General features: G+C 37.7%; 16 protein-coding genes. 7 read left to right on the top strand and 9 right to left on the bottom strand.

The genetic code is table 11. The annotated features are described in order from the left end of the window. Positions 1 to 96: 96 nt before the first annotated feature. The 3 genes from C0W29_RS00940 to C0W29_RS00930 form a co-directional block, all read right to left on the bottom strand. Positions 97 to 399: an antibiotic biosynthesis monooxygenase family protein gene (locus tag C0W29_RS00940; protein WP_036794569.1), complete on the bottom strand. Its 303-nt coding sequence runs from the start codon at positions 397 to 399 to the stop codon at positions 97 to 99. Between the two features lie 227 nt (positions 400 to 626). Next, positions 627 to 1,643: a HupE/UreJ family protein gene (locus C0W29_RS00935; RefSeq protein WP_045041974.1), complete on the bottom strand. Its 1,017-nt coding sequence runs from the start codon at positions 1,641 to 1,643 to the stop codon at positions 627 to 629. Continuing rightward, a complete protein-coding gene (locus C0W29_RS00930) occupies positions 1,636 to 2,445 on the bottom strand; it encodes a peptidyl-prolyl cis-trans isomerase (RefSeq protein WP_107174215.1) in 810 nt (269 codons plus the stop codon). Before C0W29_RS00930 ends, C0W29_RS00935 begins: the two co-directional genes overlap by 8 nt. Before the next feature lie 315 nt (positions 2,446 to 2,760). On the opposite strand from C0W29_RS00930, the gene C0W29_RS00925 reads away from it, so the two are divergent. Both C0W29_RS00925 and C0W29_RS00920 read left to right on the top strand, forming a co-directional pair. Beyond that, complete coding sequence (locus C0W29_RS00925; RefSeq protein ID WP_045041976.1) at positions 2,761 to 3,324, top strand: beta/gamma crystallin-related protein; 564 nt, start codon at positions 2,761 to 2,763, stop codon at positions 3,322 to 3,324. A gap of 228 nt (positions 3,325 to 3,552) precedes the next feature. Next, positions 3,553 to 4,062 carry a superoxide dismutase family protein gene (locus C0W29_RS00920; RefSeq protein WP_107174214.1) on the top strand — a complete coding sequence of 170 codons (510 nt, stop codon included), beginning with the start codon at positions 3,553 to 3,555 and terminating at the stop codon, positions 4,060 to 4,062. 115 nt (positions 4,063 to 4,177) lie between these two features. Here the strand turns inward: C0W29_RS00920 and C0W29_RS00915 are convergent, their stop codons facing one another. From C0W29_RS00915 to nrdH, 6 genes are all read right to left on the bottom strand, one after another. Beyond that, complete coding sequence (locus C0W29_RS00915) at positions 4,178 to 4,756, bottom strand: TetR/AcrR family transcriptional regulator (protein ID WP_045041977.1); 579 nt, start codon at positions 4,754 to 4,756, stop codon at positions 4,178 to 4,180. 143 nt (positions 4,757 to 4,899) lie between these two features. Continuing rightward, on the bottom strand, positions 4,900 to 5,670 hold the full coding sequence (locus C0W29_RS00910) for an SDR family NAD(P)-dependent oxidoreductase (protein WP_045044499.1): 771 nt from the start codon (positions 5,668 to 5,670) through the stop codon (positions 4,900 to 4,902). A 188-nt stretch (positions 5,671 to 5,858) separates the two neighbouring features. Then, positions 5,859 to 6,833 (bottom strand): class 1b ribonucleoside-diphosphate reductase subunit beta, encoded by a 975-nt coding sequence (nrdF, locus tag C0W29_RS00905; protein ID WP_045044500.1) that lies wholly within the window; start codon positions 6,831 to 6,833, stop codon positions 5,859 to 5,861. Positions 6,834 to 6,845: 12 nt separating this feature from the next. Further along, positions 6,846 to 8,984 (bottom strand): class 1b ribonucleoside-diphosphate reductase subunit alpha, encoded by a 2,139-nt coding sequence (nrdE, locus tag C0W29_RS00900; protein ID WP_045041980.1) that lies wholly within the window; start codon positions 8,982 to 8,984, stop codon positions 6,846 to 6,848. Next, positions 8,981 to 9,382, bottom strand: coding sequence for a class Ib ribonucleoside-diphosphate reductase assembly flavoprotein NrdI (gene nrdI / locus C0W29_RS00895; protein ID WP_036794588.1), 402 nt, complete (start codon positions 9,380 to 9,382; stop codon positions 8,981 to 8,983). The genes nrdE and nrdI overlap by 4 nt, the downstream gene beginning before the upstream one ends. Then, complete coding sequence (gene nrdH / locus C0W29_RS00890; protein WP_036794591.1) at positions 9,370 to 9,597, bottom strand: glutaredoxin-like protein NrdH; 228 nt, start codon at positions 9,595 to 9,597, stop codon at positions 9,370 to 9,372. The genes nrdI and nrdH overlap by 13 nt, the downstream gene beginning before the upstream one ends. A gap of 206 nt (positions 9,598 to 9,803) precedes the next feature. Here nrdH and C0W29_RS00885 point away from each other — a divergent pair, with 206 nt between their 5' ends. The 5 genes from C0W29_RS00885 to C0W29_RS00865 are packed head-to-tail and all read left to right on the top strand — an operon-like array spanning position 9,804 to position 14,839. Beyond that, positions 9,804 to 10,172 (top strand): iron-sulfur cluster assembly accessory protein, encoded by a 369-nt coding sequence (locus tag C0W29_RS00885; protein ID WP_045041981.1) that lies wholly within the window; start codon positions 9,804 to 9,806, stop codon positions 10,170 to 10,172. 3 nt (positions 10,173 to 10,175) lie between these two features. Then, the gene (sufB, locus tag C0W29_RS00880) at positions 10,176 to 11,639 is read left to right on the top strand and encodes a Fe-S cluster assembly protein SufB (protein ID WP_045044501.1); all 1,464 of its coding nucleotides are present in this window, start codon (positions 10,176 to 10,178) and stop codon (positions 11,637 to 11,639) included. Positions 11,640 to 11,645: 6 nt separating this feature from the next. Beyond that, entirely contained in the window at positions 11,646 to 12,389 is a 744-nt protein-coding gene (gene sufC, locus C0W29_RS00875; RefSeq protein ID WP_036794595.1) for a Fe-S cluster assembly ATPase SufC, read from the top strand. Then, a complete protein-coding gene (gene sufD / locus C0W29_RS00870; protein WP_045041982.1) occupies positions 12,367 to 13,629 on the top strand; it encodes a Fe-S cluster assembly protein SufD in 1,263 nt (420 codons plus the stop codon). The genes sufC and sufD overlap by 23 nt, the downstream gene beginning before the upstream one ends. Continuing rightward, positions 13,622 to 14,839 (top strand): SufS family cysteine desulfurase, encoded by a 1,218-nt coding sequence (locus C0W29_RS00865; protein WP_045044502.1) that lies wholly within the window; start codon positions 13,622 to 13,624, stop codon positions 14,837 to 14,839. Before sufD ends, C0W29_RS00865 begins: the two co-directional genes overlap by 8 nt.

The raw sequence follows: 14,839 nt of genomic DNA, 5'->3' as shown, positions 1-14,839 counted from the left end.
TTAAGCTACTCGTTAAGTCGTAGTAACCCTACCCACAATAACCCAAATACTTTGTATATAAAGTATTTGGGCATTGATTTACAAGTTCTTTAGAGATTAAAGGCAGGTTTCAAAACCCTCGAAGTTTGGAGCGCCTAAATAGATTTCTTTGTTACCACGCGCATTCGCATGGGCTTTGCGGAATTGTTCTGACTGAGTCCAACCTTCAAATGCTTGGCGAGAGTCCCATACTGAATGAGATGCGAACAATGTATATTCATCATTCGATGCGCCTTGCAGTAAATTAAAGGATTGGAAACCAGGGACAGTATCGAGATAAGTTTCGCGATTTTTCCAGATATCAATAAATTCTTGTTCAGAGCCTAAACGAATTTTAAAGCGGTTCATTGCAATATACATATAACTTCCTTAGCTGATTGACTGTTATTTTATTTTTAGAGTGCTATGACTATCATAGCCATAGCGCCGTTGACCACAGATAAAAATAAAATGTTTGATTACGATTAATGATTTGTTGTTTTAAATATTAATATATTCAATTGCTTAATAGTTTTCGTTGGTTAAGGTTAGCCTGCTTTATTTGCTATCATTGCGAGCTAATTAATGGCGTTTTAGCCATATCAGATTTAGTGAAAGACGATGTAAACCCGCTGAATAAACCAGAATGAAGCCATAATCCCCATGATGTATAGCGGTACTTGCCGGAATATACTCTTTTGAAAAAATGCGATTTTTGAGCAAATTTTGAGTAACGTCAGCAGTATACTCAGAAAGATGAGCTGTCCGATTTCAACGCCGACATTAAAACATGCGAGTGCTAAAGGAATACTGGTTTGTTGCAGTCCTGCCTCTTTAAGTGCGCTTGCAAAGCCTAAGCCATGCAAGAGTCCAAATGAAAACGATATTATCCACGGGAATCGTCGGCTTAATGTCGGTTGTTCTTTATTGTTAGGTCGAGTTAACTCATAGCATAAAAACAAGATACTCAATGCGATGCCTGCTTCAACTGGCGGTTCGGGTACATGAATGAAATTGAGTGCCGACAGGCTTAACGTAATACTGTGTGCCAATGTAAAGCAAGTGATGGCCTTTAAGAAGGTACGAAAATCACGGGTAAAGAGCAGTAGGCCAGCGACAAACATAAGGTGGTCGATGCCTGTTAATATATGGGTTATGCCTAACGTTACAAATAGTTTCACGGTAGACCAAGTGCTGACTTTTCCCGCTAGTCGTAAGTTATTATGACCCTTATAAAGTTCTAATGTGTTTATTTGACCATTTTTTTTGGTGACTTGAGTCAGGAGCTGGATATTGTTTAATCCTTGGAATTCAATATCTGGCGTTGTATCTTGAGGCGGAAATACCAATAAATAACGGTGCAGATCCATACCAAAACCATCAAGACTATTTTGAGAGCTTAATAGATGAATTTTTCCACCATGGGGAAGTTTTGGCGTAATATTTGTGTGCTCTCCAGCAACCACAGGCAGTTTGAGGGTTAATTCATATTGATAGTTATTTATTTGGCTGATTAATCCAACAGCAGGTTGATAGGGATGTGCCTGTACTTGCGGACTCCATATCAAACTAAATGCTATATATATAACCGCGCATAGGGCAGTGTAAACGTTGTTCTTATACATTTTTAAGTAAGGTCTTTGTTGTTACGTTAATGCCAGAGTTAGTTGGAAGCTGAATGCGGTATTCTTTTATTACGTCGGCTATTTTTTTATCTATAACATCATTGGTGTAGTCGTTAGTTAAGAGAGATTTCGCATCTTTAAAACTCAGAATTCCTGCTTTTTTGTGTTGGATTAATTTAACCGTAATTGGACCAAACGGAGTACTTACTGGATTTGACCATTTTTTAGGTGTGATCATATTTAATGTGGTTATTATTGAATTACCAAGTTTAGTGAGTAATGCTTTTTTAGTTATATTGCTTAAACACTGGTAAGAAATTGGAGCTGTAACTGGATGTGCTTCCTTTTGTGATGATAGAAAGTGATAGCATAGAGAATACATATCTGGATAGCGGTAGTTTTGACGATGTGTTAAGTAATAGCTGTGCAATAGTTTGGTATCTGCAGCATTAATTTTTGCAATTTGAGTCGTGTAAGAAATGAATCGTTGCATTAGCATTGCATTAAGATTTGGATCGCCTTTCTCTAACCCGAGCTTTAGCGCTTCTTGAGATAGAATGCGTTGCAAGATAACCTGATTTATATCGTTGTTTAACATTGCGTGTGAGGGTGCACTGCCAAAGTACGTTGTGTCGTCTCGTTTTTGTTGAGTGATTTGAGATGGTGTGATTATCACTTCATTTAAAGACGGACCTGAATGATAGAACGAATAGCAAATAAACAGGATCGCACCTGCAATTAGGAAATGAGAAAATGGATCTTTAATAAATTTTTTAAGCCAATAGAAAACTATTTTTAACATGTCGCTTGGTCTTTTCTTAATGTCGTATGCTACATAAGAATACACATTATATCTGTATGACCATTGAACGTGCTTATTTGTAATCAGCCTATCAACAATTTTATATATGATTATTAAACATGAAGCTATTTAAAGTAATACCCATCATGGCGATTATATAAAATAGATCAAACATTCTAAAGTGGTTGTTTTTTATTCCAAATTGAAATATTTGTACAGTGTATTATATTCAAAGGTGATAATTACTGCTATTATGCAGTAAATACACTAACCCTTTGTAGTAGTAATATTGTTTACTACGGTAGATAAGTAGTCATGAAAAAAATAATCTTTTTAACCACTCTTTTAGGTTTCAGTACTGCTTCACAAGCCGGTTTACATGTTGAGTTTAAAAATGTAAATAATCTTAATAACAATAATGGTGGTAATAGTAGTCGAGTTTATGTTTGCACTCTGCAACCATTCCGTGATGTTTTTGCTGATGTTGGTATCACTGAGGATATTGCGCGTTATAAGGTAAAACAACGCTGTGAAAAATCTCAAGGTGAAAATAGTATTTTTTGTAAAGCTAAAGAAGCGCAGTGTGTTGCGTCATCACTGGCTTTCGGTATTGATACTAACCGAAGTAATGGCATCTCAATTTATAGCAGTAATAACCAAATGGGAACATCAGTAAATATTACTCATGATGAGCCTAATTTGAGTATTTATAATTTTGATAACCGAATGTCTTCTTATGATATTCCTAGCGGTTGGACTGTGCGTTTTTATGAGGGGACAAATTATACTGGTGGCTTCTATACTCGAAAAGGCGGTGACGGCAATGCGACAGGGTTCGATAATAAAGTAAGCTCAATTAAAATATTAAGTACTTTTTAAATTTGATAATATCATTAATAGCGAATGAAAAAGGGTATGTGTTGAGAAATCGACATATACCTGATGTATTGATATTTAATAAGTTATTTTAAATAGAATAATTATAAGCGATCTTTACGCTCGCTTAATCGGAAAAATCGATTAGCTATATGTGTTTTTATTCTTAGGTTGTATTATTGTTTCATGATATAGCTATTCGTGAATTAAATACAACTAGGATGTTACATAATGAAAAAAATATTATTATCGACATTACTTTTAGCTTCCATCAATGTGAGTGCTGCTGATCTATCAGTTAAAATGACAGATCTTGATACTGGAAAAATAGTAGGCACTATTTCAGCTGAACAAACAAAATATGGTGTTGTTTTTACACCTCACCTTACAAATCTACCTGCTGGAATACATGGTTTTCATGTTCACGTTAATCCATCATGTGGTACGTCTGAAAAAATGGGTAAAACTGTTTTAGGTGGTGCGGCTGGTGGCCATTATGATCCGATGAAAACGAATAAACATGGCTATGCATGGACAAACGACAACCATCTAGGTGATTTACCTCCACTTTATGTCGACATGAAAGGCAATGTTGAACAACCAGTTTTAGCGCCTAGATTAAAGTTATCTGATTTAAAAGGACGCGCTTTAATGATCCATGCGGGAGGTGATAATCATTCTGATCATCCTAAGCCTCTTGGTGGCGGTGGGGCTAGGCTTGTTTGTGGTGTTATAAATTAATAACTTGATGAGTAATTAGTGTCTTAAGGTATATAATTTATTTAATTTTTGTAGGGAAAGAATATTGATAGTTAATATTCTTTCTTTTTATCGAAACTCAAAAAGTTATCGAAATTCAAAAAGGTGTGTTTAAAACAACATTAAAGTAATTGTTAACTACTGTTTGAATATAGTTAGTGTCTTTAAATTGTGAAATTAACATACAACCTTCTAGCGATACAAAATAAAGTCGAGCAGCCTCTGAAGCAACTAACTGTGGTGGAAATTCACCTTTAGTTATCCCATCAGTTATTACTTGTGTTATCCATTGTTCATTAAAAGTAACGAATCGATTAAGTTGGGTTTCTAGACTATCGGTAAGAGAGTAAAAATCGGATGCATACATACCACATAAACAAAGTTTACCTTCATTACGTACAGTAATAAAAATATCGGCTAATGCTTTTAGTTTATCTACAGCAGTTAACTGTTGTTGTTCAATTGTAATTAATGCTGTTTTATAGCGTTCAAGATAACGTTCAAACACCACAATAGCTAAATCTTGTTTAGTTTTATAATGATAATGAATACTGGCTGTTTTTATACCCAGCTCGTCTTGAATATCACGAAAACTAAAACCATTAAAACCACGACATTGGATATATTTTTCGGCAATATCTGCGATTTTTGCTGCCGTCGGATTAATTTCTTTCATAATTGATATTCACATTTTAAAGAGAACCCACAATTTATCATTTAATACCAAAGATAACAATTTTTCTACCTATGAGTAGAAAGGTAATGGCGATGCATTAATCGCCATTATTGAGCAAAATATGACGGCTATCTTAAGGCGAATTAATTGCGTCCTGCCATTACACCACCATCGACATCAAGTACAGTACCTGTGATCCATTTTGCTTTATCTGATAGTAAAAACTCAATCGCATCTGCGATATCATTGGGCGTACCAATGTGCCCAATAGGGTGAAACTCATTAAATCCTTGTAAAGCTGACTCAATTTCATCTTCAGCAATGAATGATTTATAGATAGTTGAAAGTACAACAGCAGGGGCGACAGCATTTGCTCGAATATTGTCGTTAGCTAATTCCATCGCTAAATTACGAGTGAAGGCATGTAAGGCGGCTTTTTGCATTGAGTAAGCTGATGATGGTGTTGCTTTAATGGCTTGATGTGCCCACATTGAACCAATATTTACGATTGACCCGCTACCATGCCGCTGCATGTTTTTTGCAACAGCTTGAGTAATGAAGAAAAATGATTTGTTGATATCTAACTGAAGATCATAATCTTTTTCTGTATGCTCTAGAAAACTAACGGGTTTAAAAAAACCAGCGGCGTTAACTAGATAACCAATATGACGGGATTCATTTTCCAGCTGATTAATGAAAGTGTTAACGTCGGTAAGGTTGTATAAATCGACTTGTGCTGTTTCAACAGTACCACTAGTACGTTGTTCTAAATCGGCTTTTGCTGTGGCAAGATTTTCTGCATTATGCGATAGAATCATTACAGGAACCCCTGCGGTTAATAAGCGTTCAGCGGTTGCTTTCCCCATGCCTGATGAACCGCCAACGATAAGTGCAATTGATGATGTAGTAAACATAATGTAACCCTTTACTTAACTACCTACTGATTGGTAGGTGGTGGTGATAAAAAAAGAAGCGAGCAGTTTAATTAAATGGTTCATGCTTCGCTTCATTGATTTTAAATATAGGGTGGTTTGTTTTTTACGTCAAACAATATTTCTACCTATTGATAGGTAGTTTTTCTATATGATTGATTTATAATGTTTTAAAAATCCCAATCAGTGTCTTCTGTCGCAACAGTTTGGCCGATCACATAGGATGATCCAGAGCCTGAGAAAAAATCATGATTTTCATCAGCGTTCGGTGATAATGCAGCCATGATCACTGGGTTAACTTGGCATAGTTCATCTGGGAAAAGTGGTTCAAAGCCTAAATTCATTAGGGCTTTATTGGCGTTATAGTGGAGAAACTGCTTGGTATCTTCTACTAAACCTACGCTACTATAAAGCTCTTCAGTGTACTTACATTCAACATCATATAACTCAAATAAGAGTGAAAAAGCATAGTCTTTAAGTTCAGCTTGTTCTGTTTCAGTCAGTGTCTGGTATTTTTTCTGGAATTTATAGCCGATGTAATAGCCATGTATCGCTTCATCACGAATGATTAAGCGGATCAAATCAGCAGTATTAGTGAGTTTACCTCGGCTTGACCAATACATCGGCAGATAAAAACCAGAATAAAACAAAAAGCTTTCTAAAAAGACACTGGCAATCTTCTTTTTAAGTGGCGATTCGACCGCATTGTATTGTTGTAAAATCAAATGTGCTTTTCGCTGTAATAATTCATTTTCTTCCGACCACTTAAAGGCCTCATTAATTTGTGGCGTCGTACATAGGGTTGAGAAAACAGAAGAATAACTGCGTGCATGTACTGCTTCCATAAAGGCAATATTGGTTAAAACCGCTTCTTCGTGAGGTGTTAATGCGTCAGGTATCAACGTTGGCGCGCCGATAGTATTTTGTATCGTGTCGAGTAGTGTTAGCCCAGTAAAAACACGAATAGTCAGTTGTTGTTCGTGATCTGTTAATTGTGACCAGCTTTCAATGTCATTAGATAACGGGACTTTTTCAGGTAGCCAGAAGTTAACGGTTAATCTGTTCCATATTTCGAGATCTTTATCATCTTCGAGTTGATTCCAGTTAATAGCACGAGCAAGAGGGTAAGATGCTTGAGAGTTCATGATAACTTTTCCTTATAAACTACAAGAAACGCAACCTTCAACTTGCGTACCTTCCAGTGCTTTTTGACGTAATCTAATGTAATACAGAGTCTTAATGTTGTTTTTCCAAGCGTAAATTTGTGCTTTGTTGATATCCCGTGTAGTTGCGGTATCTGGAAAAAATAAGGTTAACGATAAGCCTTGATCTACATGCTGAGTGGCAACGGCATAGGTATCAATAATGGCAGTCACACCGATCTCGTACGCATCTTGATAGAAGTGCTGATTGTCATTGGTTAGATAAGGAGCTGGATAGTAAACTCTACCAATCTTAGCTTCTTTACGAATTTCTATTTTCGATATAATCGGATGAATAGACGCCGTTGAATTGTTGATATAACTGATTGAACCTGTAGGTGGAATTGCCTGCAAGTTACGATTATATAAGCCATGAACCATGACGGATTGTTTAAGTTGTGCCCACTGTTTTTGAGTTGGAATATCAATCTTAAATTGGATTAAGAGCTGCTTAATACGTGATGTTTTAGCCGAGAAATCATTCGCTAAATATTTATCGAAAAATTGACCGCTGGCATACTGTGACTGTCGAAAGCCTTTAAATGTTGCCTGTTTTTCAATCGCGAGTTGGTTGGATGTTCGTAGGCAATGATAGAGTACCGTTGCAAAATAGACATTAGTAAAGTCTAAGGCTTCTTGGCTACCATAATAAATGTGCTCACGGGCGAGGAAACCATGCAGATTCATTTGGCCTAATCCGATAGCATGACTCTCTTCGTTGCCTTTACGTACTGACGGCACGCTATTGATGTTACTCATTTCTGAGACCGCATTTAAAGCACGAATTGCAATTTCAACTGACTGTGAAAGGTTGTTGCCATCCAATGCTTTAGCAATATTTAATGAGCCAAGATTACATGAAATATCAGCACCTAGATGTTGGTAGCTAAGATCATCGTTATAGGTTGATGCTTCATTAATTTGCAGAATTTCAGAGCATAAATTTGACATTGAAATACGACCATCAATAGGGTTAGCTTGATTGACGGTATCTTCAAACATAATGTAAGGATAACCTGACTCGAACTGTACTTCAGCCAGTGTTTGGAAAAATTGACGCGCATTGATCTGTGTTTTACCTATGCGTTCATCAGCGACCATTTCATGATATAACTCGCTAATTGAAATTTCCGATAATGGTTTCCCATACACTTTTTCGATGTCATACGGCGAAAATAGGCACATCTGTTGGTTATTTTTCGCAAGTTCAAAGGTAATATCAGGAATAACCACCCCTAAACTTAAGGTTTTAATGCGTATTTTTTCATCGGCATTTTCACGTTTAGTATCAAGAAAGCGCAGAATATCAGGATGATGAGCGTGAAGATAAACTGCGCCAGCGCCTTGGCGAGCACCAAGCTGGTTAGCGTATGAAAAACTGTCTTCGAGTAATTTCATAACTGGCACTACACCGGATGATTGGTTTTCAATACCTTTAATTGGCGCACCATAGCCACGTAAATTGGATAGCATTAATGCGACTCCGCCTCCTCGGCGTGACAATTGCAGCGATGAATTAACGGCACGACCAATGCTTTCCATGTTGTCTTCAATTCTGAGTAAAAAACATGAAATTAACTCTCCGCGACTGCATTTACCGGCATTGGTAAATGTTGGTGTTGCTGGCTGAAAGCGACCATTGATGATTTCTTGCATTAATTGCATTGCAAGTGTTTCATTACCTTGAGCAAGTAATAGGGCGGTCATTACGACTCGATCTTCAAACCGTTCGAGGTATTGTTTACCATCACGTGTTTTGAGTGCATAAGATGTATAAAATTTATATGCACCGAGAAAGGTTTCAAATCTAAATTTAACCTTAAATGCAGCTTGCCAAATCTGCTCTAAAAACGGCCATGAATAAGCTGAAAAAATAGCAGTTTCGTAATAATGTTCAGTCGTTAAGTAATTTACCTTTTGACGTAAGTTATCAAACATTAATGTGTTTTTATTTACGTGCTGCAAGAAATATTGTCGAACGGCTTGTTTATCTGCCGTAAATTGAATTTCACCCTTATTATCTACTAAATTTAACATGGCATTTAATGCGTGATAATCGAGACTAGTAGAATCATTTTTTTTGTTGTTAGTCATAACGTTAACCAAAATCGTTTAAGTCCTTCCCGAACGCGTAATACATCCTGCTCCGTACCCGCGAGCTCAAATCGATAAAGCACTGGAACTTGACATTTTTGTGCAATCACATCCCCAGCTTGTGCGAACAATGAACCAAAATTTCGATTACCAGGTGCAATGATCCCTTTAAGTAGTGATCTATTTTTAGGGTTATTTAAAAATCGAATCACACTCTTAGGTACAGCATTACGCCCATAACCATCGGCATAGGTTGGGCATATCAAAACAAAAGGTTCTTCTGAAGTGGGGGGCATTGTGTCAGCGTTTATTGGTAAGCGGATTGCGTTCAAATTAAGCTTTTCAATAAAGCGCTGAGTATTACCAGACTGACTTGAAAAATAGATCAACTTGCACATAGTTGTTCAATTAAATCAGGGCGAAATCCACTCCAATGTTTTGTTCCTGTGATCACAACAGGCGCTTCTCGATATCCAAGCTGAATTACTTTTTCCAATGCACTTTCATCTTGGCTTAAATCAATACTTTGATAATCAATACCTCGAGTATCAAGTGCTCTTTTTGTTGCAACACATTGCATGCAACTTGGTTTGGAATAAACAAGAATAGTCATATTACGTCTCACCTAATTGATGTTAATAACTATCTGAACGATAATCATTATCATATTGACACCTATATCTTGTGTTCTCAAGGTTTTTTTTTACCACATGTTGTTAATCGTGTATTTTTTGTAATTAGGCATATATTATTCATGGTTGATTTGATATTGATAATCATTATTATCTAAAACGAATTTATTGCCAAGGAGATGTAGCAATGACAAACCATTATCAAGGTGTGGAAGAGTTTTCTTTGCAAGATGAAACATGGTGTGGTGTTACGGCAACTTCCTCTGCCGCGAAAAGGATTTTAACGTTGTCACAAGCTGGATTAGTTGTTCGTTTCTCTGTGAAAACATCAGGGTGTACGGGATATGCCTATGTTATAGAGCAACTAGACAATCCTCAGGCTGACGATGTTCGATTTGAATCTAATGGTTGTGTTTTTTATGTCGTATTAAGTGCTTTACCCATATTTGATGGTACTGAGATCGATTTTGTTCGTCAGGGTTTAAATCAATCTTTTATTTATCGCAATCCAAACGTTAAAACAGAATGTGGTTGTGGTGAGAGCTTTGGAATTTAGTTAATGAATAGTCCAGAAATTCAACAAGATATCGATATGGCACTGAATCATAAAGGTTATAAAGAAGGTTTCTATACCGATATTGCCAGTGATACGCTTGAAAAAGGTATTGATGAAGATGTTATTCGAGCAATTTCTGCACGTCGAGATGAGCCCGAATGGATGTTAGCATTTCGGTTAAATGCTTTTAAGCAGTGGCAGACGATGACCGAGCCGCATTGGTTAAAAGCGACCTATCCTGAGCTGGATTACCAAGATTATAGTTATTATTCAGCGCCAAGTTGTAGTCAGTGTAATGATGATAATCAGCAAGATAGTGACAATGACTTTCTAACCAAAGAAGTTGCTGATGCCTTTGAACAGTTAGGCGTACCTGTACATGAAGGCTCAGGTATTGCCGTCGATGCTATTTTTGACTCGGTTTCTGTGGCAACGACATATCATCAAGAACTTAGCGAGCTCGGTATTATATTTTGTTCTTTCAGTGATGCTATTAAGCAATATCCTCAATTGGTTCAACGTTATTTAGGCACTGTTGTGCCAGCTAAAGATAACTTTTTTGCGGCACTGAATGCGGCAGTAGCATCTGATGGTACGTTTATTTATGTTCCACCAGGCGTGCGTTGCCCTCGTGAGCTATCAACTTATTTTAGAATAAATCAAGCTAAGACTGGGCAATTTGAGCGGACTATTTTAGTTGCAGATCAAGGTGCTTATATCAGTTATATCGAAGGCTGTTCAGCACCTGTACGCGATACTTATCAGCTACATGCTGCTGTGGTTGAAGTCATAATCCACCAAGATGCAGAAGTAAAATATTCTACAGTTCAAAATTGGTTTGCAGGTGAAGAAGGTACTGCTGGTGGTATTTTAAATTTTGTTACTAAGCGGGCTGTGTGTGAAGGCGCTAACAGTAAGATGTCATGGACACAGTCAGAGACAGGCTCGGCGATTACGTGGAAATATCCAAGTGTCATTCTTAAAGGTGATAACTCTGTCGGTGAGTTTTTCTCGGTTGCATTGACTAATGGATCACAGAAAGCCGATACCGGCACCAAGATGATCCATATTGGTAAGAATACCAAGTCAACGATTATATCAAAGGGGATCTCTGCGGGTAAAAGCGACAACACTTACCGTGGCTTGGTAAAGATACTCGCAACGGCGGAAGGCGCACGAAATTATACTCAGTGTGATTCGATGTTGATTGGCGATCAATGCGGTGCCCATACGTTTCCTACTGTCGAAGTGAGTAATCCAACGGTTCAAATAGAGCATGAGGCAACTACTTCAAGAATAGGTGAAGATCAGCTGTTTTATTGTGTGCAGCGAGGAATTAGTGAGGATGATGCTATTTCTATGATTGTAAACGGATTCTGCAAAGACGTATTCTCAGAATTACCGTTAGAGTTTGCTGTTGATGCTCAGAAGTTACTTGCTATTAGTCTTGAACACAGTGTGGGTTAATTGATTATGCTAAAAATTACAGATTTACATGTTGCAGTTGATGATAACGAGATCCTTAAAGGAATTAACCTAACTGTGCGTCCCGGTGAGGTGCATGCCATTATGGGGCCTAATGGTTCGGGTAAAAGTACGCTTTCGGCGACATTAGCGGGTAAAGATGATTATACAATCACTCAAGGTGCTATTCAGTTTGAGACTAAAGATTTAATTGAGTTAGATGCCGATGAGCGCGCTGGTGAAGGTGTGTTTTTAGCCTTTCAATACCCAGTTGAAATTCCAGGCGTCAGTAATAAATTATTTTTACGCACTGCACTGAATGGCATTCGCAAATATAAAGGCTTGCAGGAAATAGATCGGTTTGATTTTGAAGACTTATTAGAAGAGAAAGCGCAGTTATTAAAAATGCCGCTGCAACTATTGGATCGTTCCGTTAATGAAGGCTTCTCTGGTGGAGAGAAAAAACGCAATGATATTTTACAAATGGCAGTTCTTGCACCCAACCTCTGTATTTTAGATGAGACAGACTCAGGGTTAGATATTGATGCATTGAAAGCGGTTTCTGAAGGAGTGAATGCGCTGCGTGACGGTCAGCGTGCATTTATTGTTGTTACCCATTATCAACGCATTCTTGATTACATTAAGCCAGATTATGTGCATGTTATGGTGAAGGGCAAGATTGTGAAATCAGGTGATTATTTATTAGCGAAAGAACTTGAGGAAAAAGGCTATGGCTGGATCTCTGCAGAGTAATTCTGATCTTGCTTTAATGCGGTTACAGCCACTGGTTCAAGATTCAGCGTGGCAATGTACACATTGGAATAATCTGCTCCAACTTGGTTTGCCAATGGGAACAGATGAAGATTGGAAATATACCTCACTGGCTAAATTTAATGATGTTGATTTTACATCAGTGAAATCAACAACAGTGCTTTCAAAGTCAGATGTAATGCTATGGAAAGATGACGGTTATCGACTTATCTTTATTGATGGCAAGTTTGCTTCCGATTTATCGGATGTTATTGCAGGTGTTGAGATCCAACGTTTTGAGCAATGGCTGAAGAGTGATGAATCTACCAATGATGCAATAAGGCCTGAATTTACCTCTGAATTAACAGATGCGACAGCAAAAGATGGATTATTTATTACTATTGCTGCGAAAGTGACTGTAGATAAGCCGATTTACTTGCTTCATTTTAGTAATAGTAAAGTAGGGGAAGTGACTTCAGTTCGACATCATCTACGGCTTGAAAAGTTGGCATCATGTCAATTGGTAGAACACCATATTTCATCATCTGATACACAGGGCGTTACGCTTTCTCGATTATCAACCACTATTGCTGATGGTGCTCGACTTGAACATATTAAGTTAATAGAAGCGGGTCGCGAGCAGTATCATTTGGCTCACAACGATATAAAAACAGGCCGTGATGTTAATGTAAGCAGCAGTACATTTTTATTATCGGGTCAGTTAATCCGTCATCAATTAAGTACCGAACTTGGTGATGTGGGATGTGATGTCAGCTTTAATAGTTTGGCATTACCGACATCGAGTGAATGTTTTGATAGCCGAACTTTCTTACACCATAGTGCACCACATTGTCACAGCCAGCAATTGCATAAAATCGTAGGATTAGGCGAAGGGGTTGGTGTGTTTGACGGTATGATTTATGTTAATCAAGGCGCAATTAAAACCGATGGCCAAATGGATAATCATAACTTGTTGTTAAGTACAAAATCACAAGTGAATAGCCGTCCTAAGTTAGAAATTTATGCTGATGACGTAAAATGTAGTCATGGTGCAACAACAGGAAAAATAGATCCTGAACAGGTATTTTACCTTCAAGCTCGTGGTATTCCTAAACCATTAGCTGAGCAGATGATTACCAAAGCTTTTGCTGCTCAAGTGTGTGAAAAAGTGACGTTAAATAATATTCGTCAGTATTTATTGCAGCATGTAACGCAAAAGCTGGAGTGCGGAAATAATGTTTAACAGCCCTTGGCGAAGTGATTTTCCTACACTGAATAATATTCATAATACACTGCCTTTAATTTATCTCGATAGTGCTGCGACTGCACAAACACCATTAACGGTGATTGAGCGCATACAGCGCTTTTATACTCATGAATATGCAACAGTGCATCGAGGTGTTCATCGGTTAAGTGCTAATGCAACCCATAATATGGAACAAGCACGTCAAACAGTGGCTGAGTTTGTAAAGGCTACATCTAGCGATCAGATTATCTTTACCAAAGGAACCACTGAAGCGATCAATTTAGTGGCAAATACTTTTCTTCCTACATGTGCTCAAGCTGGTGATGAAATTATTATTACTGATATGGAGCACCACTCAAATATCGTTCCATGGCAAATGTTGGCTGAGAGGTTAGGTTTAACAATTAAAATCTGGAAAATGACCGCTGAACATACGTTGGAGTTGGATGATTTACGCCACTTACTGAGTAAAAAAACCAAGTTATTAGCGTTATCACATGTTTCTAATGTATTGGGTTGTATTAACCCGATTAAAGCTGCTACAGCGATTGCTCATCAATTTGGCGCTGCGGTATTGATTGATGGTGCGCAAGGTATTATGCATCAAGCTGTTGATGTACAAGATATTGGTTGTGATTTTTATGCTTTTTCTGGGCATAAACTTTATGGTCCAACAGGAATTGGTGTTCTTTATATTGCAAAGCAGTGGATCAATACGCTACCTCCATGGGAAGGTGGTGGTGCGATGATTGACCGTGTTCAATTGCCAATGGGGACAACGTATCAAACTTCGCCGTGGCGATTTGAAGCTGGTACACCTAATATTGCTGGAATCTTAGGGCTGAGTGAGGCGATTAATTATATTAATCATATTGGTATGGATGCGATTATTCAGCATGAAGATAGGTTAATTCGTTACGCTGAAGAACAAATGCGAAGTGTCGATGCTCTTTCGATATACGGCAAGAGAGCTAACCGTGTCGGTGTAATTTCATTTAATTTAGGCAACCATCATGCTTTTGATATCGGTAGTTTTTTAGATAATTATGGAGTAGCGATTCGAACGGGTCACCATTGTGCTATGCCGTTATTGCAACGCTTAGAACAATCAGTAGTGTGCCGAGCATCGGTTGGACTATATAACGATAGTCAGGATATTGATGTCTTTGTTGATCGTTTGCAGCGTATTAAACAGTTATTAGGATAA

Origin of the sequence: Photobacterium kishitanii, assembly GCF_003026355.1 — a bacterium.
Taxonomy (GTDB): Bacteria; Pseudomonadota; Gammaproteobacteria; order Enterobacterales; family Vibrionaceae; genus Photobacterium; species Photobacterium kishitanii.
This window is presented reverse-complemented; position numbering and strand designations above follow the sequence as displayed.